Genomic DNA, 21,448 nt, shown 5'->3' on the forward strand with positions numbered 1-21,448 from the left:
CCCTCAGATGGTGTGCGGCCGCTTGGCGAGCAGGGCCCCCGCGAACCCGTTGAACGTGCTGTGCAGGCTGAGGACGGAGTCGATCCGCCGCTTCCGGGCGCTGCCGGTGACGAAGTCGGTGCCCTCGTCCGGGGACATGCTCAGGTGCGCGATCGGCGGCAGCTCGCCGGCCGCGAACAGGTCGGGTGCCAGGGCGAGTTCGGCGAGCGGACCGGCCGCGCCCAGGGTGCCGACGATCGGGCGTACGGAGCTGACCGGGACCCGGCTGTCCTTCAGCAGGGTGCGCAGCAGCTCGATCTCCGCCGTGTCGTGGTGCACGGTGCCCTTGCCGTCGGCCAGGACGGCGCCCAGCATGTCGGGCGTCATGCCGTGCGCGGCCAGCAGCGTCCGGGCGCTCTCCGCGAGGTCGGCCGGGCCGACGCCGCCGTCGAGGGCGGGCCGCAGCCGGGTGCCGAGGACCTCGACGAGCGGGCGGGCACCGCGGGCGACGGCGTCCTCGGCGCGTTCCAGCACGAGCGCCACCGCGCCCTCCCCGACGACCGTGCCGTCCCGGTCGGGAGCGAAGCTGCGCAGCGAGTCACGGCCGTGGCCGCCCGCGCTGAGCTGCCCGGCGCGGTACAGCCCGGCCAGCTTCAGCGCCTCGTTGTAGCTGCCCGCGCCGACCACCAGGGCGGTGTCGCAGTGCCCGTTGCGCAGGCTGAACAGGGCCCGCTGGAGGGCGCTCAGGGCCGCGCCGGCGTCCTGGACGAAGGCCGCGCAGTCGCCGCGGAACCGCTCGGCGATGCTGACCAGGGCGAGGGTGTTGTTGTTCAGGGCGCGGATGACGGTGAACGGGTTGAAGGTCGCCGCGTTGCCGAACGCTTCGGCCACCACGCGCTGCAGGTCGGCGCCCACCTGCGCGGAGCTGTCCGTACGGGCCTTGTCGAGGGCCTTGGTGAAGGCGGCGGCGCCCAGGTCGGTGGAGTCGTCCTGGGCGACGTACAGCCCGCGCCGTTCCTCGGGGATCGCCTCCCAGCTCTCCCCCGCCTGCCGCTGGGCGTCCTGCGCGGCGAGCACGGCGTTGAAGGTGAACGGGGTGCCGAACTTGCGCAGCTTGTGCGGCACGCTGTCCCGGCCCAGTTTCTGGAGCTCGTCGGGGACGTGCCCGAACTGGGTGATCCTGCGGGAGCGGACGTACGGGTCGCGGTAGGGCGAGAGCGCCGGCCGCGCCTCGCGCCAGGCCGTCCACAGGGCCTCGGGCCCGCGCCCGGTGGGCAGGACGGCACCGATGCCGGTGACGACGATCGCGTCGGGAATGTCACTGCTCATGACCACGCACCACCAGACTGGCGTTGAGGCCGCCGAAGCCGAAGGAATTGCTCACTGCCACCGACACCTCCCGGTACCGCGCCTTGTCCGGCACGTAGTCCAGGTCGCAGGCCGGGTCCGGGTTCTCCAGGTTCAGCGTCGGGGGGACGACGCCGTCGCGCACGGACAGCACGGTGGCGATCAGCTCGGGCGCGCCGGCGGCCGCGATGAGGTGCCCGAGCATCGTCTTGTTGGCGGTGACCGCCAGCTTCCGGTAGTGCTCGCCCGAGGCGAACACGTCCTTGATCGCGCGTGTCTCGATCGGGTCGTTGAGCGGGGTGGAGGTGCCGTGGGCGTTGACGCAGTCCACCTGCTCCGGTGCCACCCCGGCGTCCGCCAGCGCCCGGCTCATGGCCAGGGCGGCGCCCTTGCCCTCGGGATGCGGGGCGGTGACCTGGTGGGCGTCCAGCGAGCTGCCGAAACCGGCCAGCTCGGCGTAGACGCGCGCCCCGCGCCTCCTGGCGCTCTCCTCGCTCTCCAGCACCAGCATGGCCGCGCCCTCGGCGGCGACCAGCCCGCTGCGGTCCCGGTCGAAGGCCCGGCACAGCCGGTCCCCGAACAGCTCGGAGGTGGAGGGCGCACCGAGCAGGTGCAGCCCGGTCATGGTCGGCAGGTTCAGCACCGAGTCGGCCCCGCCGACCAGCATGGCGTCCACCTCTCCGCGGCGGATCATGCGCAGGCCGTGGCCGATGGCGTGGGCGGCGCCCGCGCAGGCGGTGGAGAAGTTCAGCGCCGGGCCGCGCAGCCGGTGGCGCCGGGCGATGGAGGCGGCCAGCGCGTCGTTGGTGCACAGCAGACCGCTGGCCGGGTTGAGCCCGGCGCGCCGTGCGTACAGCGTCTGCCAGCTGGGCCTGCCGTCCTCGCTCACGGCGTGCAGGAGTTCATGGGGATCCCGCTCGGGAACGCCCGAGCCGACGGCCGTACCGACGCGGCCCGGTGTGCCGGACGCGTCGAACCCGGCGTCGGCCAGCGCCTGACCGGCGGCCGCCAGCCCGAACCGGGCCCGGCGCTCCATGGGCCGGTTCAGTTCCTCGTCGGCGCCGTAGCGCTCGGCGAAGGCCTCGTCGTCGACCGGTGCCGCGTAGCGCACCGGGAAGTCGTCGACGCCGGGCAGCCGCCAGGCGCGGATCGCCGAACGGCCCTGGCACAGTCCGTCCCACATGGTCTGCCAGTCGAGGCCCAGTCCGCAGACGGCGCCCAGCCCGGTCACCACGACGCGGCGCGTCATGTCCCCACCCCTTCCAGTACGACGGCGCACGCCTGGCCGCGCACACCGCAGGCCAGCACCAGCGCCCGCGGAACCGGCAGCTCCTCCTCGCGTACGGTGCCGCCCTCGGCGGCCAGCCTGCGGCCGGTGGCCAGTCCGGTCAGCGCCAGCACCGTGTGGGCCAGCGGATGCGCGGGGCCGAGCACGCCGGTGGCGCGCACGCTGGTGCACACCACGGGCGGGTGGGCGGCCTGCGCGAAGACCCGGTTCAGCGCCGCGTTCTGCGCCCGCTCGGCGGACGTGGTCCACACGGCGTCGGGCAGGACCCAGCCGATGCCGTCGGCGTCCGTGTCGGCCATCTCCAGTGCCGCCTGGACGGCTTCGGCGATCGCGTCCGCGCGGTCGTCCTCTCCGGCGTTCGCACCGGCGTCCGCACCGGCGCCGAAGGCCCGGCCGTAGCCGGCCGGACGGACGCCGGGCGCCGCGTCCCCGGCGCGGGTGCGGCGGGCGAGCAGGAAGGCCGAGCCCTCTCCCGGGACCGCCCCGTTCCACCCGAGGTGCTCGTACTGCGCGAAGAGCAGCGGGTGCACCTTGGGGCTGACCGCGCCGATGACCGCCGCCTCGTTCTCGCCCTCGGCGACCGACAGCACACCGTCGATGAGGGCCTGCAGCCCGGCGTCGGAGAACGGGGAGTACGCGGCCATCGCGCCCATCAGTCCGAAGGCCGCCGAGATGTGCGCGGCCGCGGTGCTGTTGAGGTGGGAGAGCCCGCTGAACGGGAGGATCTCCCGGCCGTAGAGGGCCGCCACCTCGCCCGGCTGCCCGGCGACCTTGTGCAGGCGTTCCAGCGCGTCGAACCGCAGCAACTCCTCGTCCACCGTGGGCAGTCCGAGGTACAGCCCCCAGTCGGGGCCGCCCACGGGCCCGTCGGCCGCAGGTCCGGCCAGCGCCAGCCGGGCGCCGTACAGCGCCATCCGGGCCTGCTTCTCGGAGGTGCGCAGCACCCTGCGGTGCACGCCGAGCGTGGCCGCGTCCGGGTCGTCCACGAGGAAGGCGTTGCGGAGCGGGGGCCAGGGGCCGGCGAGGTGCTCGCAGGGGCTGCTGGTGTCCTTGCCGGCCACCAGGGCCTCCCACAGAGTCGCGGGATCCGTGCCGGCCGCCGTGTACACGGCGGGTGCGCTCAGGCGCACGGTGTCCAGATGCGTCATGGCCGCGCTCACCCCGCCTTCGTCAGGACCAGGGAGCAGTTCTGGCCGCCGAACCCGAAGGAGTTCGACAGGACCGCGCTCACCGGTGCGTCGCGTCGTTCGGTGACGATGTCGAGCCCGCGGGTCACCTCGTCCGGCTCGGTGAAGTTCAGCGTGGGCAGGAGGGTCTGCCGCTGGATGCTGAGGACGGACAGCACCGCCTCCACCGCTCCGCTGTTGGCCAGGGAGTGGCCCATGGCCGACTTGTTGCCGGTGATCGGGACCGGGTCGACCCGGTCCGCGAACACGGTGTGCAGGGCGGCCGCCTCGCAGGCGTCGTTGGCCTGCGTCGAGGTGCCGTGAGCGTTCACGTGGTCGATGTCGCCCGGGGTGAGTCCCGCGTCGGCGAGAGCGGCCCGGATGCACGCGGCGTAGTCGGAGCCGTCCCGTGAGCTGGCCGTCATCTGGACGGCCTCGGTGACGCCGGCGTATCCGGCGATCCTGGCCAGGACACGGGCCCCGCGCGCTTCGGCGTGGGCGCGCGACTCCAGGACGAGGAAGGCGGCGCCGTCGCCGATCACGAAGCCGGTGCGGTCCTTGTCGAACGGGCGGCTGATGCGCGCGGGCTGCTGTCCCTTCGCCGGGGCGAGCGCGCCGACCTGGTGGAACGCGGTGACGGCGGCGAGCGTCGTGAGGCTCTCGGCGCCGCCCACGAGCGCCACGTCGAGGGCGCCGGTGCGGATGTGGCGGTACGCGCTGCCGATCGCCATGCCGCCGGCGGCGCACGCGTCCGCACGGGTCTCCAGGGTGCCGGTGGCGCCGAAGTAGTCGGCGAGGGCGGCGGTGGCGGTGTCGGGCTGGATCCGGGTGTAGCGGTGCGGGTCGGGTCCGCCGTCGGAGTCGAGGTAGGCGTCCAGGTCGAGGGTGCCGCTCTCGTGGTCCACGTGGGCGGCCACGTCGACGAGTTCGTCCGGCTCCATCAGCATGCGGTTGCAGGCGAGGAAGACGCCGCCGCGTTCGGTGTCCAGCCGCCGGGGCAGTCCGCTGCGTTCCCAGGCCTGGGCGGCGGCGTGCCAGGCGAGGACTCCGGCCGGTCCGAGGGGTCCGGCCTCGTCGGGCAGGGCGTCGTGCAGGGCCCGGCGGACGCCGGGGTCGATGTGGGCCGAGACGGCGCAGGGGACGCCCCACTCCGCGTGACGGGGGTGTTCGGTGATGAGGCTGCGTCCGTCGGCGATGTGGTCGAACAGCGCCTCCGGGTCTGTCAGAGGGCCGGCGACCAGTCCTAATCCGGTCACCACGACCTCATGGCCGGCCGTGGTGGCTGTGGGGGGAGTCACTTGCGTTCCTTTCAGGGGAGGAGCGACGACGTACCGTCAGCCGACGGGCTGGGCGTTCTCGATCTCCTTCAGGGCCACACGGACTCCCTCGGCCAGGACCTCGTCGCCCGTGGCCGCCTCCACCGCCGCACCGCAGCCCGCGCACACGGCCCGGCCGGAGACGGCTATCTCCGTCTCGCCGGCGCCGCACTCGGTGCAGGTGTCGGGCAGGCGGTCGAAGATGGCGTGCGTGAAGGAAGCCCAGTGGGCGCTGGTGGCCGCGGCGGCGACCTCGTAGGGCCGCATGCCGGCGTGCACCTGCTCCTCGGTGTAGCCGAAGGCGCTGCGGCGCAGCACCTCGGCGGCCAGCTCGGTGATGCCGCCGCGCTCGTCGTACAGCCGCTCGGAGCCGCCGAGTGCGGTCGCGAGCTCGTCGAGCACGTTCGACTTGGGCAGCGCGACGCCGAGCCTGGTCTCCATTTCGTAGCGGAACTCGACCAGGTCGAGGGACTCGGCGCCCAGATCGGCGACGAGTGTGGCGTCGCCCGTGATCTCGCTGACAGGGGTGCCCAGGACCTGGGCCAGACCCTCGCGCACAATGTCGTGGATCTGCTCTTTCTCGAAGGGATTCCGCATGACTGTCTCCTTTGTTTCCGGGTCGTTTCCCAATACCGTGATCAGGCCGTTCAACGGAAGAAAAGTCTCCAGGAGAACAGCAGCTGAACTATTGTTTCGGGTGCACGGATGGCAAAAGGGAATGCGAGATCGACTGTTGGGCCGAGAGCGCCCGACGGCATGCCGACATGCCGCCACAGGGCGAAGGAATGATTCCAGGGAAGCAGAATGACCTGGTCATGGGCGCGAGAAGGCGCTACTCAGGCATACATCGCAACAGACAACCCCCCGATACCGACACACGCGAGAACAGGCGCGTTTCCGTCGCCGACCACGCTGCCAGGCCTATACGGAAAGCCCGCCCCGCCTCTCCGTGAGGCGCGACAAAACGATATCAGACATCTGGCAGGCAGTCATTCGTGTGTGCGATAGGTCACGCGACCGAGCGACGGTGAAATGAGGGTCGCCGATAAGACGTCCGGATAGCCGATAATTAACTCGCCGGTAAGGATGGGATTCACGCCACCGGTTAAAAGATTTCAGCCACCGAAGGCTGCTCCTGGAGCCTCTTGGCATAGCCGGCCAGCAGCCGCCCCTGGTTCACACTCACCGCGCCGACCAGCCGGCCTTCCCGGTAGTGCGCCTCCAGTACCGCGTCCGTGGCCGGGTCCCCGGCCTCCACGGCCACCCGGTCGCCGGTCCCCGGCAGGCCGACCGACCTGATCCGCAGCCCGAACGCCGAGGTCCAGAAGGACGGCACGTGCGCGTACGGCTGTGCCGCGCGCGGACCGGCCGGCAGGTTGCGCCCCGCCAGCTCACCCTGCGCGGCCGCGTTGCTCCAGTGCTCCAGCGGCACCGGGCCGTCCGCCGAGCGCACCGCGTCGCACCGGGCCACGTCGCCGGCCACCACGATCCGCGGATCACTCTCCCCGGCCGCCCCCGGAGTACGGGCGAACAGCCGCTCGTCACAGTGGACGCGCCCGGACGGCAGCGCCAGTCCCGAGCCCCTCAGCCACTCGGTGGCCGGCACCATCCCGATGGCGACCACCACCAGCCGCGCGGGCAGCACGGACCCGTCGGCCAGCTCGACGCCGCGAACCCGCTCTCCCTCGGCCTGAAAACCGCGCACGCCCGTGCCCGTGGCCAGCCGCACCCCGGCCCGCCGGGCCGCCTCCGCCACCAGAGCGGGGACCGATCCGCCCAGGGCCCTGAGCGGCAGACCGAACGGCTCCACCAGCGTCACCCGCACGCCCAGCGCGGCCAGCGACGACGCAAGTTCGACCCCCACGAACCCCGCGCCGACGACGGCCACCTCGCGAGCCCCGTCGGCCGTAGCGGCCCGCAGCCGACGTACATCCGCCAGCCCACGCACCGTCAGAACACCTTCGGGCGGCACCTCCCCGGGCCAGGGCCGGGCCCGCGCCCCGGTCGCCAGGACCAGCCCGTCGTACGGCAGTTCCCTGCCGTCGGCCAACCGGACCCGGCGCCGCTCCCGGTCCAGTCCGGTGGCCGCGACACCCCGGATCCAGCGGGCGTCGAGCTCCGCCGCGCCCGGCAGCCCGATGTCGGCCYCCGTGAGGGTGCCGGCCACCAGCTGCTTGGTCAGCGGTGGCCGGTCGTAGGGCGGTTCGGGCTCGTCCGACACCAGGGTCAGCGTCCCGGAGAACCCCTGGGCGCGCAGTGCCTCACCGGCGCGCACGCCCGCCAGGCCCGCCCCCACCACGACGACCTCGCGCACGGTCTCAGGCCCCTTCGACCGATATCGCCCGCACCGGGCAGGCACGCGCCGCGGCGGTCACCTTCGCCGCGAGTTCCGGCGCCGGGTCCGGCGCGACCTCCAGCCGCTCGTCGTCGTTCAGCTCGAACACCTCGGGCGCGACCAGGGTGCACTGTCCCAGCCCGTCGCACAGCCCGTGATCCACCGTGATCCGCACAGCCGATCCCCCTTGCTCCTTGCCTGTCCGTGATGGCCTGGTCTTGTCGGTGACGATCCGGTCTTGTCGGTGATGATCCGGTCGCGTCTCAGCGCGCGTACCGCAGCGGCAGTTCCTCCAGGCCGCGGATCGCGTCCGAGGCCAGCCACCGCACCTTGTCCTCGGGCACCGCCAGCTCCAGGGTGGGGAAGCGGTCCAGGATCTCGGTCAGCGCGATCGTCGCCTCCTGGCGCGCCAGCCGCTGCCCGAGGCAGAAGTGCGGCCCCATCCCGAAGGCGACGTGCTGCATGGTGGCCCGCCGGATGTCGAAGGTGTGGGGGTCCGCCCGCAGTTCCTCGTCGCGATTCGCGGCGTTCAGCAGGAACCGCACCAGTTCCCCCTTGCGTATCGTGACGCCGCCGGCCTCGATGTCCTCCAGCGCCACCCGGTTGACCGTGGTCATCGCCGAGCCCCGGAACCGCAGGGCCTCCTCCACGGCGTCGCCGACCAGCGACGCGTCCCGGCGCAGCGCGGCCAGCTGCTCGGGGTGCGTGAGCAGGTCGTACAGCGCGTTGGCGAGCAGGTTCGTCACCGTGTCGTGGCCGGCGATCAGCAACACCGCGGCGAACGAGGACAGTTCCTCGTCCGTCAGTGCGGTCCCGTCCTCGAAGCGGGCCGCGATCAGTTCGCTGAGCAGGTCCTCGGTGGGCTGCCGCCGCTTGGCGCCGATCAGCCGGACGCAGTAGGCGAACAGCTCGGCCGCGGCCGTCTGCATCGCCTCCGCCGACGGCGCGGCCGAGATGTCCATGGCCCACTTGCGGAACGGCTCCCGCTCCTCGTCCGGCACGCCCAGCAGGTCGCAGATGACCTCCAGCGGCATCGGATAGGTGAACGCGCCGACGAAGTCGGCCGTTCCGCTGTCCCCGAGGTCGTCCAGCAGCCGCCGGGTCGTCGCCACGATGCGCGGCTCCAGCTCCCGCACGGCCCGCGAGGCGAAGGCCGCGGTCACCAGGCGGCGGTAGCGGGAGTGGTCCGGGTCGTCCTGTTCGAGGAGCATCACGGACATCCCCGGGACCAGCGCCCCGTGCGGCGCGTGGGTGTGCACGTCGTTGGACAGCCGTGGATCGCTCAGCAGCTGACGGGTCAGTGCCGCGCCGAGCACCGTCCAGGTCTCCTGCTGGTTGAGCTGTCGCGTGCGGATGATGTCGTGGCTCCTGGCCAGCCGGTCCAGCTCCTGCTCGAGATCCGGGGTCGCCGCGAGTTCGGCGAGATCCCACACTTCGGACATGAGACAACTCCCCCTGTTGATAGGCAACTTCGGGTAGACCGACCCGCGCCGGCACACGCGGGCACACGCGAGCCGGTCTTTCCCGTGAAAACCCCACCCGGACGCCGGCCGGCCCCCCGGGCCCTGTCGTCACATTCCCGCCTGCCCGGCGGCGTCTGGCACGCACGCTCGCAAGGCGCCGGGCCCGCCCTTCGGGCGGACGACGGAAATGTGACGACAGGGCCTCGGCCGGCCGCGTCCGTCATTCGCTGAGCAGCCGTACGGCCTGCCGGGCGAGCTCGGCGTCCATCGCCGCCGACCGGGTGCCGGCGATCCCCGACCGCAGCAGGGCGGCCCCCTCGACCAGCGCCACGAACGTCTCCGCCCGGGCTCGGCAGCAGTCGGCCGGCCATTCGGGCCGGTTGAGCTGGACGAGGGCCGCCACGTGGGTGACGTACTTCTGGTAGAACTCCCGGACGACCTGGGCTGTGTCGTCGTCCCTGGCCGCCAGGGCCCACACCTCGACGTAGAGCCGGACCAGCCGTGGATCGTCCTGCTCGGCCAGGACCACCGCCACGATGTCGGCGGTGTCCGCCCGGCCCTGCGAGGGCTGGATGTGCGACGGGGCGTCCGGGCTCACCCGCAGTCCCGTCGCGTCGGCCAGCCGCTCCATCGAACGGTCCAGCGCCCGCTCCAGCACGGCCTTGATCAGATCGGCCCGGGTCGGGAAATAGTGCTGCAGATGCCCGATCCGTATGCCCGCCGCGTCGGCGATGGTCCGCAGCGACGCGCTCGCGTTGCCCTTGGCGACCAGCACGGTCTCGGCGGCGTCCAGCAGGCTGGTACGCCGGATGCTGCCCTGCTGGGTCAGCTGCGACTTGCCGCCCGAGACCTTCTCGCCTTTGGCGAGGCCGCTCATGACACCGTCACCTCGACGCCCGCCTTCTCCAGGGCGGGGATGACCTCCCGGGGCGCCGGCGTCTGTTCCGCGAACACCACGCCCTGCGGTGCCGGGGAACCGTCCTCGCCGAGCACCCGGCGCAGCCCCAGCAGCCCGCCGAGCGCGGTGAGGTGGGCCTGCCCCGCGGTGTCCCGGACCGTCGCGGTACGACGGCCGCCGTCCCGGCCGCGCACGTCGATCCGCAGCAGCGCCTCGCCGCCCTCGCCCGGCGAGTACAGCAGCGACCGCCGCACCGACTCCAGCCGGTCGCCGCGGCCCCAGCGGAAGAAGCCGGTCTTCTTCAGGGCCAGCAGGGCGGACGTCGAGGAGTTCGCGCTGAAGCCGATCCGCGTGACCGCGGTGTCGACGCCCAGCGTCAGGGGCAGCGTGAACTGTTCCGGGGTGTCGATCCGGGCGACCTTCGTCCGGTGTTCGCCGATGGTGACGTACCCGGCGCCGCTCAGCGGCATGATCATCCGCCGCTGTCCGTCCTCCATCACCTCGAAGTCCAGGCCCAGGCGGTCCATGAACTCCACCGAGTCGGTGCCCGCCCGGTCCTTCAGGTCGTACCGGATGGCGACCTCCACCGCCGCCGCCCCGCCGAGGTCGGCCGCCAGGGCCGCGGCGACCAGCGCGCTGACCCCGCCCATCCAACTGGACGACAGCAGCACCGGGGCCTTCGGAGGCGTCAGCGCGGTGATCGCGGCGGCCCGCTGCAACCGCGCCGTCCACCGCGTGATGTCCACGTACGGCACACCGCCGCGCAGTGCGGCGCGCAGCACCCGGTCGTCGGGGTCGTTCACCGTGCTGATCACGGCCCGGACCCGCGCCGAGAACGGCTCCGGGTCGCTCAGGTCCCAGCGCCGCACCGACGCCCCGACCTCTTCGGCCAGCGCCCGGCCGCGCTCCGGGCTGCGCCCGGTGAGGAGCAGCGGCCAGGAGGGTGCGGCGAGCCGTGCCAGATCGCCGCCGACTGTGCCGTAACCGCCGGCCACGAGTACGGGTCCGGTCACATCAAGCTGGATGTCATCGTCCACGCCGGGGATACTAGGTCACGCGACCTAGAAATTCAAACAGCCGCCGACGTGGGGAACTTGGGCCCCCGAGCCGCCAACCAGCCGGTGCTGAAGGGAAGTTGAGCCACACCATGCTCATAGAACGCGTCCTGCCACCGGCCGCCGTCGGCGAGGACGCGCACGGCGACCCGTCACCCGCCGCCGGACGGCAGGCCCTCTTCCCCGCCGAGGAACGGGAGATCGCCGGCGCGGGCGACAAGCGCCGCCGGGAGTTCGCCACCGCTCGCCGATGCGCCCGGGGCGCCCTGACCCGGCTGGGCCTCGCCCCGGTCCCGATACCCACCGGCCCCACCGGAGCCCCCGTCTGGCCGGCGGGCGTCACCGGCAGCATCACCCACTGCGACGGCTACCGCGCCGCGGCCGTGGCCCGCACCGCCGACCTCGCCGGCCTCGGGATCGACGCCGAGCCCCACGCCCCCGTGTCCCCCGCCGTCCGGCGCGGGATCACCTCCCCGTCCGAACGCGCCCACCTCGACCGGCTGCACGCCGTCCGTCCCGGCATCCACTGGGACCGCCTGCTCTTCAGCGCCAAGGAGTCCGTCTACAAGGCCTGTTGGTCCAGCGTGCCCCGCGCCCTCCATTTCGAGGACGCCGAGGTCACGTTCTCCCCGGAGACCGGCACGTTCACCGCGCACCTGGCGGCCGAGACCCTTGTCCTCACGGGGCGCTGGCACGTCTGCGACGGCATCCTGCTCACCGCGACGGCACTTCCGGCGAGCTCCGATTCGTGATCCTGTTACGAGCTCATACCATCTTCTGATTCGCGATGATTGATCCCGTCGCTGTTCGCCCAAGGAACTTATATCAAGCAAATCAGTCGAAAAATTAATATCTAGGACGTAGCAGGTGTTTTCGCGAATAAACAGCAGAAGTGCGTTGACCGTTCGGCATCAGTGGCGGGTGATGCTGTGGGGCGCAACGGGTGTGGCGGCTCTCGGACTCCTTGTCGCACTGGAGATCGCCGCACGCCGCTACGGTCAACCGGGGCCGGTTGCCGACCAGCTGAAAGGAGCGATATTCGCCCCGAAGCCGGGGCCGCTGTACGGCGGTCTGGCATTGATGTCGGTGGTGCTCACCTGGCCGCAACGCATCATCGCGGTCGGTGCCGCGATCGGCATGGACGGCGTCCTCCTGCTGGTGCGGTGGGCGGCCGGCGTCAAAGTGGCCGACGGCCATTTCTTCGGCAATGGCGCGTTGTTGGTGATGCTGGGCTACGCGGTCATCGCTGTGACGCGCCGCACCGGCCGGGAACGAGTCCTCCTGCTGAAGGGCGTCGGGCTGGGCCTGCTGCTGGTGGCCGGCCGCAAGTCCGGCGACGCCTGGCTGCTGATCACGTCGAAGACCCGCCCGGAGGTGCTCGACCAGTACGTGGCGACCGCCGATCACGCGCTGGGCAACCCCTCGTGGCTGGCAGGCCGCATGCTCCAGGCCACCGGCCCGATCGGCATCAACATTCTCGACGTGGTCTACGCGAAGCTCGCGGTGGCCGCGATCGTCGTCGCGCTGTACCAGCTGCGCCACGTAGCGGTCGAGCGCCGCTTCCCGCGTCATCATCTGGTGCGGACATTCCTGGTGATCGGCCTCCTCGGGCCGGGCATCTACATGATTTTTCCGGTGGTCGGACCGGTCTTCGCCTACGGCCCGGGCGCTTCCGGGACCGGCGGCCCGGAGTGGGCGGCGGCCGATCTGTGGCCGCACACGCCGCTGCCGATCACCATGCCGCAGCTGATGTCGTACGACGGGATCACCCCCCGGAACTGCATGCCCAGCCTGCACACGGCATGGGCCGTCGCGATCTTCATTCATACCCGCAAGGGCCCACCCATCCTGCGATTCGCCGGTGCGTTCTGGCTGATTGCCACGCTCGCCGCGACGCTGGGTTTCGGCTACCACTACGGCGTGGATCTCATCGCCGGCGTGGTGTTCGCGCTCACTGTCGAGGCGGCGCTGCGTTCGCTCGACCGTGGCTGGGACCGGCGGGGGATCCAGCTGGTCGTCTACGGCACCGCGGTCTTCGCTGCGCTTTTGGTGTCGTACCGCTATCTGCCGATGGAGATGGCCGGACACCAGGAGGTGTCCGGATCGCTTCTCATTCTGGCGATGACCTCAGTGATCTACGGCTATGTACGGACCACCAGACTGTGGGAACCGAAGGCTGTAGCCGTGCGGCAGCCGGAACCGCAACCCGAACCGGTGTGAGCGGCGCAGGGGCGCCGTACGACGGCCGCCCGCGCTCAGCCGGTCCGCCAGGCCGACTCCAGGGCCGTCCGGTTGGCGCGCAGGAGATCGTCCAGGTCCGTCTCGTAGAGCGAGTCCGGCACGTTGTCGGAGAAGATCTCCAGGACGCAGGGGCCGCGGTAGCCGGCATTGTGGGCGGCGTGCAGAAGTCGGCCGACCGGGATGTCGCCGGTGCCGACGCCGCGCCGGTCCATCCGCGAGCGGGGTGTGCGCCAGTCGCTGACCTGGAGCAGGAACAGGCGGTCGGGAGCGTCGGCGAGGCGGGGGACGAGATCCGGGTCCTGCCACACGTTCCACAGGTCGAGGCAGACGCCCACGTTCTCGCGGTCGACCTCCTGGACGATGTCGAGCGCCTGCCGGTAGGTCCAGATGGCGGTCTCCGCGTTGAGCAGGACGGGATTGAGGGGTTCCAGCGCGATCCGTACGCCGTTCTCGGCGGCGATGTCCGCCAGTTCGCGGTGGTGGGTGACGACCTGGCGGATCGCCTCGTGCAGGTTCCCGTCGGGCGCCGGCCCGGTGTTGGTGACGAAGACCGCGCCCGGGGCGAACGGTGCGATCAGCTCCACGCTGCGGCGGAAGCGGGCCAGCCGGTCGCGCCGGGCGGTGGGCTCCGGCTGGGTCTCGCTGGGGAACACGGTCCGTACGAGGGGCTGGACCGAGCTGACCGGCAGTCCCGCCTCGGCGACGCAGGCGAGTTGCGTCTTGGCGCGGTCATGGTCGTCGTGGAGTTTGGTCTCGCACAGCTCGATCGCCTCGACACCGAGGTCGGTGTAGTGCGCCAGGTCCTCCTCGAAGGACCAGGGCATGGTGGTGAACTGGTTGACGCCGTAGGGGAAGGCGAACGGAGGTGTGGTGCTGTCCGCAAGAGTCATACGAGTACCTCCGTGTCGTTCCTGCTGCCGCTCAGGAAGCCGGTGACCGTGCGGTGGAACTTCTCCGGCTCGTCGAAGAACAGCGCGTGGCCGCTGTGCTCGAAGAAGACGGTCCGGGCATCCGGGATCGCCTCGCCGACCCAGGCGGGGCCCTGCCAGGGGAACACCTCGTCCTGACGTGCCACCAGGACCAGGCTGGGCAGCCGGATCGTGGGCAGCAGGTCGCGCCAGTCGTGGCGGGTGTGGTCGGCCATCAGGGCGTTGCGTGCGTGCGCGGGTGACTTGGCCATCTCGGCCAGGAGCAACTCCCGTTCCTGCGGGTCGGGTTCGCTTGCGAGGATGGTGTCGACCTGGTCCTCGTCGAAGGCCGGGGGATCGCAGGTGAGCTGGGTCTGCAGGGCGGCCAGGGAGGGTTCGTCGTAGCAGGTGGCGTGTGCGTGCGGCCAGTCCGGTGCGTAGTACTGGCGGGGCGCCTGCTCGACGTACACCGCGCGGGCCAGGCGGTGGCCGCCGAACAGTTCCAGATAGCTCCAGATGACCGGGCAGCCCAGCGACCAGCCCAGGACGGTGACCTCGCGCAGGTCGAGTTCTTCGAGGAGGTCGAACAGGTCCTTGGCCAGCCTCGGCACCCGGTAGCCGTGGCGGGGTTTGCCGGAGTCGCCGTGACCGCGCAGATCGACGGTGATGACGCGGGCGTGTTCCGCGAGGGCGTCCACGTTGCGAGTGAAGAAGCGGCCGCTGAAGCCCCAGCCGTGGATCAGGACGAGGGGAGGGCCGGTGCCCTGTTCCTCGTAGTGGAGCTCGACGCCGTCGCTGGTGGTGATGGTGCCCATGGATCTCCTCCGTGCCTTCTCCGTGCCTTCTTCGTGCCCTCTTCCGTGCCTTCTTCCGCGCCTTCTACGTGAGTGGGTCGGTGAGGCCCTCGCCGAGCGCGGCCACGGCGGCGGCCCCGTGCCCGGCCGCGAGCAGCGGCGTGCGGATGTCGTGTTCCAGGTCGGGCAGGTAGCCGAGGAGGACGTCGGCGGGCCCCTGGATCCGTACGCGGCCCAGCGCGGCCGGCAGCAACAGGCTCCGGGCCCGCCCGAGCCGCTCGGACCGGCCGCCGGACTCCACGGTGACCGGGGCACCGGCGTTACTGACGATCAGCGCGGTGGAGAAGTCATGCACCAGTGGGGCCATGGTGCCCGCCCGCCACCGCTCCAGCGCGAAGTACGGGCCGGCGCACAGCACCGTGCGCTCCACTCCGTCGTCGACCTGGATGCTCAAGCCGGAGTGGAACTCGGGACGTGGTCCGGGACGCCACTCGTCGAGCAGCCGCCCGAGGTTGGTGTGCCACTCAGCGTCGTCCAGTTCCGAGTCGTCCTCCATGCGCCGGCGCATGGCGTGCTGCTGGATGTCGGAGGTCTGCTCGATCTCGTAGACCAGGGTGTCCGGGCCGAAGCTGTGCAGGGTGCCGCCGGGTACGTAGACGGTCTGCCCGGCCCGCACCGGAAGCCGGCGCATGACCGCGTCGAAGTCCTGCGCGAGCAGGGCCCGGTGCAGGGTGTCCCGGTCCACCCCGGCCTTCACCCCCACCAGGGCGGTGGCTCCCGGTGCCGCGTCGAGGACGTGCCACGCCTCGGTCTTGCCGTGGGGCTCGTCCTCCAGCCGGCGTGCGGTGTCGTCGTCGGCGTGCAGATGGACCGGGAGGGCACCGGTGCCGTCGATGAACTTGGTCAGCACCGGGAAGCGCGGTCCGCGCCGGCCGCGCCCCACGAGTTCGTCGGGGTGGTCCTCGACGAGCCGGCGCAGCGTGCGGCCGGCCAGCGAGCCGTCCGCGACCCGTGCTCCCTCGCCGTCCACATCGCTGACCTCCCAGGTCTCGGCGACCCGGCCGTCGGGCAGGCCGGTGCGGCCCAGCCGTTCGGCGAGGGCCCGGCCGCCGAAGACGTGCTGCTTGACCGGGGTGGTCAGCCGCAAGGGATACCAGTCCACGGTCTCTCCTGTTTCTGGTGGCAAATTGCCTGACGGAATATCAGAGAATGGGCTGGCCGCCGGTCACGGCGATGCGCGCGCCCGAGACGTACGCGGACTCGTCCGAGGCGAGCATGACGTACACGGGGGCGAGTTCGGCCGGCTGCCCGGCGCGCCCCAGCGGTGTCTGGCCGCCGAAGTCCTCGACCTGCTCGGGCGGCATGGTGGCAGGGATCAGCGGCGTCCAGATGGGCCCCGGGGCGACGCTGTTGGCCCGGATGCCCCGCTCGGCGAGCGCCTGGGACAGCGAGCCGACCATGTTGGCGATGCCCGCCTTCGTCGCGTTGTACGCCAGCAGGCCCGGCGGCGGCGAGTCGGAGTTCACCGAGGTGGACGCGATGATCGACGCACCCGGCTTCATGTGCGGCACCGCCGCCTTGCAGAGGTGGAACATGGCGCTGAGGTTCGTCGCCAGCGTGTGGTCCCACTCCTCGTCGGGGATCTCCTCGATCGAGTCGCGGAACATCTGGAACGCCGCGTTGCTGACCAGGACGTCGATACGGCCGAACGCCTCGACGGCCCGCGCCACCACCTCCCGGCAGTGGGCGGAATCGCTCAGATCGCCGGACACCAGCACCGCCTCGCGGCCGGCCTCCTCCACCCAGCGCGCCGTGTCGCGGGCGTCGTCCTCCTCCTCGTTCAGGTGCGAGAGGAGGACATCGGCGCCCTCGCGGGCGTAGGCGATCGCGACGGCCTTGCCGATGCCGCTGTCACCACCGGTGATCACGGCCGCCTTCCCGGCCAGTCGGCCCGATCCGCGGTAGCTGTGCTCACCGTGGTCGGCCTTGGGCCGCAGGTCCGCCTCGGTACCCGGAGGCTGTTGCTGCTGTGCGGGCTTGCTCATGGGGACGTACCTCGTTCTCTTTCGTTCTTTTTCCTTGCGCTTCCGGGCGCTTCCGGGTGCTTTCGGGTGTTTCCGGTCGTGCGGCAGGGTGCGTGTCTGCCTGGACTGGCTCGCCCTGGACTGGCTCACCGGAAGGTCCGGAAGGGAGGTGGTGGTGCCGTCGGACCTGAGTGGACGGCCACGTCGAAGGAGCGGCGATAAGGGAGGGCGACGGTGCCCCTGTCGTGCGAGCGGGTTACCCGGGTGCGCGGGGACAAACGAGTCCGACTTCACCCAGGAGGAGAGGCAACGCCACAGCCTGGTCGGGCTGCTGCCGCCCGCGGTGCTGTCGCTAGGAGCTCCAGGCGTGCCGCGCCGGGGCAACCGCGGGCGCAGCCGGACGACTTGGCGAAGAGCAGCTCCAGCGGCGGCGCGCCCGGCGGGTCCTCGGCGAGGCCGCCCGCGCCTGGGAGGAGCTGGACGGGCGTGGGCAAAGGCCGGGCTGATCCATCAGCACCCCGACGAGGAGCGGAGCCACCGAACCGCTCATGTCCGTCCGTACGCATGTGACGTTTGGGCATGCAGGTGCGCTGGATGGTGGGGGGGGTGCCTCTATGTCCTTCGTCAAGCCCGAGCTGGTCATGTGGCGACCGCTTCGGGGAGGCGTGGTTCGTAGAAGGTTCCGTCGCGGAGCATGGCGAACAGGACGCTGATGCGTTGCCGGGCCAGGCGGAGGAGGGCCTGTGTGTGGGTCTTGCCGCGGGCCCGGCAGCGGTCGTAGTAGGTGCGGGAAGCGGGGTCATGCAGGGCGGCGAACGCGGAGAGGAACATCGCGCGTTTGAGCTGCCGGTTGCCGCCTCTGGGCGCGTGTTCGCCGTGGATGGAAGTGCCCGACTGCTTCGTGGTCGGGGCGAGACCGGCATAGGAGGCGAGGTGGGCGGCGGTGGGGAAGCCGGTGCCGTCGCCGACGGTGACCAGGAGAACTGCGGCGGTCCTGACGCCGACGCCGGGCAGCGACGTCAGGACCTGGGAAAGAGGGTGGGCCCCCAGCAGCTCGTTGATCTGGGCTTCCAGTGCTCGGCGTTGTTCGTGGACGGCCGCGAGCGAGCGGGCCAGGGACGGGATCACGATGTCGAGGGTGCCAGTGCCCGGAACGACGACGGTCTGTTCGTCGAGCGCGTCGAAGACGTCGTCGATCAGCCGGGTGGCCATGCGTGGGGCCTTGGGGCGGATCAGTTCGACGAGTCTGCGACGGCCGGCTTTGCGCAGGGCGGCCGGGGATCCGTAACGCTCCAGCAGCCAGGTGACAGCCTGGTGATCGAGGCGGGGACCGAGGACGCGTTCCAGGCTGGGGTGGAACTGGGTGAGCAGGCCGCGTATCCGGTTGGAGGTGCGGGTGGCCTCGGCGGCGAGGTCCTGGTCGAAGCCCATGAGGACGGTGAGCTCGGCGGTTATCTCGTCGGTCAGTTCCAGGGAGCGCAGCGTGTGTGGCATGGTGCGGGCGGCGTCTGCGATCACTGCGGCGTCCCTGGCGTCGGTTTTCGCCTCGCCCGGGTAGAGGTCGGCGATCCGGCGCATCGCGAGTCCGGGCAGGTAGGCGACCAGGCAGCCCGCGTCGCGGGCGACGGTCAGCGGCAGGGCGCCGATGGAGGCGGGCTGGTCCACGATCACCAGGACGGTGCCGAACTTCGCGGCCAGTTTCTCGAAGACGGCTCGCAGCTTCGGCTCGCTGTTGGGCAGGGGCTTGTCGAAGACCTTCTTCCCGGCCGGGGTCAGTCCGTGGCCGTGGTGCGTGCTCTTGCCGACGTCCAGGCCGAGGAAGACCCCCACGCCGCTGGTGTCGATCACCGTGCCCCCAACTTGCTCGATACCGGTGCTGACCTGGGCGTCGGGGCCGTTCTCGCGCATCCACGTTATGCAGACCTGCCGCCCGCGAACGACCAGGCATTGCGCCCGGCCAGGCGGCGGTCGGACCTCTCATCAGCGTCTTCGACGGCACCCCTCAGGCCCGGTGACACCACCCCCCAGGTCATGCGTTCGACAGGGGGCAAAAGTCATGCCGGGCCCGGAGGCCAGCGGCCCTCTTGCAGGACCGCGAAAAACATAACGGGGGGCGGCCTGTGGCGGCTGTGCCCACGTCACGGAACTGGGGGATGAGGGTGGCTCCGCGTGCAGCACGGCATCGGCGTTCGGTGAAGCGTCGTGTTCTTGCCGGGTTTTCCGTCGCCGCGGCGGCCGGAATCACGGTCACCGCGACGATGGCCATGAACGCCGAGGCGGCGTGGACGTCGACGTGGAACGTGTCGGCCTCGGGCTGGACCCCTGACGATTCCCCCACGGTGTCGGTCGACCGGCAGGGCGACGCCCTGCTGGCCTGGAATGCCTGCGACCTGTCGACGCCGGGCTGCTACTACCGGATCCAGGCCAGAGTGAAGACCGCGAGCGGTACGGTGACAGCGATCCGCACCCTGTCGCCCGACGGTGCCGCGCCGTCCTGGCCGGAGGCCGCCTCCGACGACACCGGTGACTCGGCGGTGGTCTGGCAGCAGGACGGTCAGGTCGTGGGCCGCCGGGTCTCGGCCTCCGGCAGCCTCGTCGGGCCGCTACAGAAGTTGTCCACGTCGGCGCCCGCCGTCACACCGGTGGTCGCCGTGACCCCAGGCGGCACCGCGATGGCGGCCTGGACGGAGATCCGCGACGGAAGCTGGTACGCGGTCGCCCGCCGCCTCAAGCTCGACGGCACGCTCGGCACGCCCATCACCCTCGGCTCGGGCTCGGCGGAGAAGCCGGCCATCGGAGTGGACCGCAGCGGCCAGTTCGTCGTCGCCTGGGCGCGCGCCTCGGACGTCATGGCCAGGCGGATCACATCGACGTCCGTCTCCTCGACGAAGGTGCTCACGTCGCCGATCGCGGCGTACGGCGGTTTCGGCATGGTGCGGGCCGGCGTGGACCGGGACGGCGACGCGGTCATCAGCTACCACTCCGGCGGCGGTGCCCGCTCGCAGGTCTGGGCGTCCCGCTGGAGCCGCACCGGCACCCTGGCGGCTCCCCTGCGCATCTCGGCGTCCACGGACAACGTGGGCTTCCACCACGCCCTCGCGACCGACCTCGACGGCGACTCGATGATCGTGTGGACCCGCTACGGCAGCAGCGGCAAACTCGAGCTGCTCGGCCGCCGCCTCTCCGCGGCCGGTGCCCGGGGCGCCGTCACCGGCCTGGGTCCCGGCGACCGCCCCGACCTGGCCCTCGACGACGACGGCGACGGCATGCTGGTCTTCCACACGGTCGTCCCCAAGTCGACGCCCCCGTACAGCTACACCCAGGTCGGCGCCCGCCTGATCAGCCGTTCCGGCACCTTCGGCACCGTGAGGACACTCACGTCGGACGGCCGGGTACCCCAGGTCGACTCCCGCCCCGCCTCCCGGTTCACGGTGATCTGGCAGCAGGAGAGCTTCCCGTACACGATCAAGTCGGTCACCGGTCCCTGACCGGCTTCGACGGCCCGCTGCTCCCGCTCGGCGGGTTCCCACTCTTCCCTCTGTGAAGGAGACACATGCGCAAGCGCGCTGCCTTTGCTCTGCTCAGCGCCGTCGCCGCGCTGGCCGGCTACGCCGCCCCCGGTGCCTACGCGGGCGAGACCCAGACCGACGTCCAGATCAGCAACGTTTCCTTCGACGGTGGCAAGAACATCGTGGTCGGTCTCTACGCCAAGACGGTCACGGTCTCAGGGACCTTCACCCACCCGTCGGGCATCCAGGACGCGGACTTCGTCCTGTGGCGCGGACCGGACGGTGCGAACCCCTACGAGACGTACGACGACCGCATCGTGTCGAACCAGTACTACTCCCATGCGGACTGCGTCGCCTCGAGTGCCACCACCTCCACCTGCTCGCAGACGATCTCCCTCGAACCGGACTGGAAGTACGGCGGCACCGCGCTCACCAACGCCCACGCCGGCACCTGGAAGGTCAGTGTGCAGGGGGTGGCCAACGACGACAGCTGGACCCAGGCGGCGAGCTACACCACGACCCGTCTGCAGCGGGAGTCCAAACTCACCGTGAACGCAGGCCCGGAACCGACTGCCGGCGGCAAGACCCTCACCGTCACCGGCAAGCTCACCCGGGCCGACTGGGACAATCTCGACTACCGCGGGTACACCAACCAGCCGGTCAAGCTCCAGTTCCGCAAGGCCGGCACTACGACCTACGCGACCATCAAGACCGTGTACACCTCCAGCACCGGCAACCTGACGACCACGGCCACCGCCTCCGAGGACGGCTACTGGCGCTGGAACTTCGCAGGAACCTCCACGACCCCGGCCGTCAAGGCGACCGGCGACTTCGTGGACGTGCAATAACCCGAACGCCCCTCTCGAAAGCACCCCGCCCACCGGCCCCGGCAACAACGAACCCCCAGGTCTGTCACCTGGGGGTTTCGCAGCCGCCTGCACGGCTGTCTCGGCCTGCGCCGCGGCGACCGGCGTGATCGCGTTCCATCACGAGGTGGAGATCGCTCAGGGCGAGGCGCGACGCTGACCGGCCGTCGCATTCAGAACGTCAGGCAGGCCATGGCAACTTATGCACCAGAAGTCCAAAAACTATGGCAAAGGCACCTGGGCCACGGCGAGTTGACCG

General features: G+C 71.3%; 19 protein-coding genes. 4 read left to right on the forward strand and 15 right to left on the reverse strand.

Going from position 1 to position 21,448, the window contains the following annotated elements:
- Positions 1–3 precede the first annotated feature (3 nt).
- From CA983_RS01735 to CA983_RS01780, 10 genes are all read right to left on the reverse strand, one after another.
- On the reverse strand, positions 4–1,308 hold the full coding sequence (locus tag CA983_RS01735) for a beta-ketoacyl synthase N-terminal-like domain-containing protein (protein ID WP_086599072.1): 1,305 nt from the start codon (positions 1,306–1,308) through the stop codon (positions 4–6).
- Entirely contained in the window at positions 1,298–2,575 is a 1,278-nt protein-coding gene (locus CA983_RS01740) for a beta-ketoacyl-[acyl-carrier-protein] synthase family protein (RefSeq protein ID WP_086599073.1), read from the reverse strand. Before CA983_RS01740 ends, CA983_RS01735 begins: the two co-directional genes overlap by 11 nt.
- The gene (locus tag CA983_RS01745; protein ID WP_086599074.1) at positions 2,572–3,762 is read right to left on the reverse strand and encodes a beta-ketoacyl synthase N-terminal-like domain-containing protein; all 1,191 of its coding nucleotides are present in this window, start codon (positions 3,760–3,762) and stop codon (positions 2,572–2,574) included. Before CA983_RS01745 ends, CA983_RS01740 begins: the two co-directional genes overlap by 4 nt.
- Before the next feature lie 8 nt (positions 3,763–3,770).
- A complete protein-coding gene (locus CA983_RS01750; RefSeq protein WP_086599075.1) occupies positions 3,771–5,078 on the reverse strand; it encodes a beta-ketoacyl-[acyl-carrier-protein] synthase family protein in 1,308 nt (435 codons plus the stop codon).
- A 36-nt stretch (positions 5,079–5,114) separates the two neighbouring features.
- The gene (locus tag CA983_RS01755; RefSeq protein ID WP_086599076.1) at positions 5,115–5,693 is read right to left on the reverse strand and encodes an acyl carrier protein; all 579 of its coding nucleotides are present in this window, start codon (positions 5,691–5,693) and stop codon (positions 5,115–5,117) included.
- A gap of 508 nt (positions 5,694–6,201) precedes the next feature.
- On the reverse strand, positions 6,202–7,410 hold the full coding sequence (locus CA983_RS01760; protein ID WP_086599077.1) for an NAD(P)/FAD-dependent oxidoreductase: 1,209 nt from the start codon (positions 7,408–7,410) through the stop codon (positions 6,202–6,204).
- A gap of 4 nt (positions 7,411–7,414) precedes the next feature.
- Positions 7,415–7,606, reverse strand: a complete 192-nt coding sequence (locus CA983_RS01765; RefSeq protein ID WP_086599078.1) for a ferredoxin — start codon at positions 7,604–7,606, stop codon at positions 7,415–7,417.
- An 88-nt stretch (positions 7,607–7,694) separates the two neighbouring features.
- Positions 7,695–8,873, reverse strand: a complete 1,179-nt coding sequence (locus tag CA983_RS01770) for a cytochrome P450 family protein (RefSeq protein WP_086599079.1) — start codon at positions 8,871–8,873, stop codon at positions 7,695–7,697.
- Between the two features lie 241 nt (positions 8,874–9,114).
- Positions 9,115–9,771 (reverse strand): TetR/AcrR family transcriptional regulator, encoded by a 657-nt coding sequence (locus CA983_RS01775; protein ID WP_086599080.1) that lies wholly within the window; start codon positions 9,769–9,771, stop codon positions 9,115–9,117.
- Positions 9,768–10,829 (reverse strand): saccharopine dehydrogenase family protein, encoded by a 1,062-nt coding sequence (locus CA983_RS01780; protein WP_167407313.1) that lies wholly within the window; start codon positions 10,827–10,829, stop codon positions 9,768–9,770. The genes CA983_RS01775 and CA983_RS01780 overlap by 4 nt, the downstream gene beginning before the upstream one ends.
- A gap of 110 nt (positions 10,830–10,939) precedes the next feature.
- Between CA983_RS01780 and CA983_RS01785 the strand changes: the two genes are divergently transcribed.
- Together CA983_RS01785 and CA983_RS01790 are read left to right on the forward strand one after the other, a co-directional pair.
- The gene (locus tag CA983_RS01785; RefSeq protein WP_086599082.1) at positions 10,940–11,599 is read left to right on the forward strand and encodes a 4'-phosphopantetheinyl transferase family protein; all 660 of its coding nucleotides are present in this window, start codon (positions 10,940–10,942) and stop codon (positions 11,597–11,599) included.
- 172 nt (positions 11,600–11,771) lie between these two features.
- The gene (locus CA983_RS01790) at positions 11,772–13,067 is read left to right on the forward strand and encodes a phosphatase PAP2 family protein (RefSeq protein WP_086599083.1); all 1,296 of its coding nucleotides are present in this window, start codon (positions 11,772–11,774) and stop codon (positions 13,065–13,067) included.
- 35 nt (positions 13,068–13,102) lie between these two features.
- On the opposite strand, the gene CA983_RS01795 is transcribed toward CA983_RS01790, so the two are convergent.
- From CA983_RS01795 to CA983_RS01815, 5 genes are all read right to left on the reverse strand, one after another.
- Positions 13,103–13,978 carry a sugar phosphate isomerase/epimerase family protein gene (locus CA983_RS01795; RefSeq protein WP_086599084.1) on the reverse strand — a complete coding sequence of 292 codons (876 nt, stop codon included), beginning with the start codon at positions 13,976–13,978 and terminating at the stop codon, positions 13,103–13,105.
- Positions 13,975–14,811: an alpha/beta fold hydrolase gene (locus CA983_RS01800; RefSeq protein WP_086599085.1), complete on the reverse strand. Its 837-nt coding sequence runs from the start codon at positions 14,809–14,811 to the stop codon at positions 13,975–13,977. Before CA983_RS01800 ends, CA983_RS01795 begins: the two co-directional genes overlap by 4 nt.
- A 64-nt stretch (positions 14,812–14,875) precedes the next feature.
- Positions 14,876–15,952, reverse strand: a complete 1,077-nt coding sequence (locus tag CA983_RS01805) for a class I mannose-6-phosphate isomerase (protein ID WP_086599086.1) — start codon at positions 15,950–15,952, stop codon at positions 14,876–14,878.
- Positions 15,953–15,992: 40 nt separating this feature from the next.
- Positions 15,993–16,835, reverse strand: a complete 843-nt coding sequence (locus CA983_RS01810; protein WP_086599087.1) for an SDR family oxidoreductase — start codon at positions 16,833–16,835, stop codon at positions 15,993–15,995.
- A 618-nt stretch (positions 16,836–17,453) separates the two neighbouring features.
- Positions 17,454–18,662, reverse strand: coding sequence for an IS110 family RNA-guided transposase (locus CA983_RS01815; RefSeq protein ID WP_086599114.1), 1,209 nt, complete (start codon positions 18,660–18,662; stop codon positions 17,454–17,456).
- Between the two features lie 344 nt (positions 18,663–19,006).
- Here CA983_RS01815 and CA983_RS01820 point away from each other — a divergent pair, with 344 nt between their 5' ends.
- Together CA983_RS01820 and CA983_RS01825 are read left to right on the forward strand one after the other, a co-directional pair.
- Positions 19,007–20,302, forward strand: a complete 1,296-nt coding sequence (locus tag CA983_RS01820; RefSeq protein ID WP_244206574.1) for a hypothetical protein — start codon at positions 19,007–19,009, stop codon at positions 20,300–20,302.
- A 65-nt stretch (positions 20,303–20,367) separates the two neighbouring features.
- Positions 20,368–21,171 (forward strand): calcium-binding protein, encoded by an 804-nt coding sequence (locus CA983_RS01825; RefSeq protein ID WP_086599088.1) that lies wholly within the window; start codon positions 20,368–20,370, stop codon positions 21,169–21,171.
- The last annotated feature ends 277 nt before the right edge of the window (positions 21,172–21,448 follow it).

Source organism: Streptomyces swartbergensis, from assembly GCF_002148965.1.
Classification (GTDB): Bacteria; Actinomycetota; Actinomycetes; order Streptomycetales; family Streptomycetaceae; genus Streptomyces; species Streptomyces swartbergensis.

What these genes read in the sequence shown, in the direction of transcription:
- CA983_RS01795 (WP_086599084.1), bottom strand. Translation starts at nt 13,978, where the DNA reads ATGACTCTTGCGGACAGCACCACACCTCCGTTCGCCTTCCCCTACGGC.
- CA983_RS01770 (WP_086599079.1), bottom strand. Translation starts at nt 8,873, where the DNA reads ATGTCCGAAGTGTGGGATCTCGCCGAACTCGCGGCGACCCCGGATCTC.
- CA983_RS01800 (WP_086599085.1), bottom strand. Translation starts at nt 14,811, where the DNA reads ATGGGCACCATCACCACCAGCGACGGCGTCGAGCTCCACTACGAGGAA.
- CA983_RS01775 (WP_086599080.1), bottom strand. Translation starts at nt 9,771, where the DNA reads ATGAGCGGCCTCGCCAAAGGCGAGAAGGTCTCGGGCGGCAAGTCGCAG.
- CA983_RS01825 (WP_086599088.1), top strand. Translation starts at nt 20,368, where the DNA reads ATGCGCAAGCGCGCTGCCTTTGCTCTGCTCAGCGCCGTCGCCGCGCTG.
- CA983_RS01790 (WP_086599083.1), top strand. Translation starts at nt 11,772, where the DNA reads ATGCTGTGGGGCGCAACGGGTGTGGCGGCTCTCGGACTCCTTGTCGCA.
- CA983_RS01735 (WP_086599072.1), bottom strand. Translation starts at nt 1,308, where the DNA reads ATGAGCAGTGACATTCCCGACGCGATCGTCGTCACCGGCATCGGTGCC.
- CA983_RS01745 (WP_086599074.1), bottom strand. Translation starts at nt 3,762, where the DNA reads ATGACGCATCTGGACACCGTGCGCCTGAGCGCACCCGCCGTGTACACG.
- CA983_RS01740 (WP_086599073.1), bottom strand. Translation starts at nt 2,575, where the DNA reads ATGACGCGCCGCGTCGTGGTGACCGGGCTGGGCGCCGTCTGCGGACTG.
- CA983_RS01810 (WP_086599087.1), bottom strand. Translation starts at nt 16,835, where the DNA reads ATGAGCAAGCCCGCACAGCAGCAACAGCCTCCGGGTACCGAGGCGGAC.
- CA983_RS01785 (WP_086599082.1), top strand. Translation starts at nt 10,940, where the DNA reads ATGCTCATAGAACGCGTCCTGCCACCGGCCGCCGTCGGCGAGGACGCG.
- CA983_RS01755 (WP_086599076.1), bottom strand. Translation starts at nt 5,693, where the DNA reads ATGCGGAATCCCTTCGAGAAAGAGCAGATCCACGACATTGTGCGCGAG.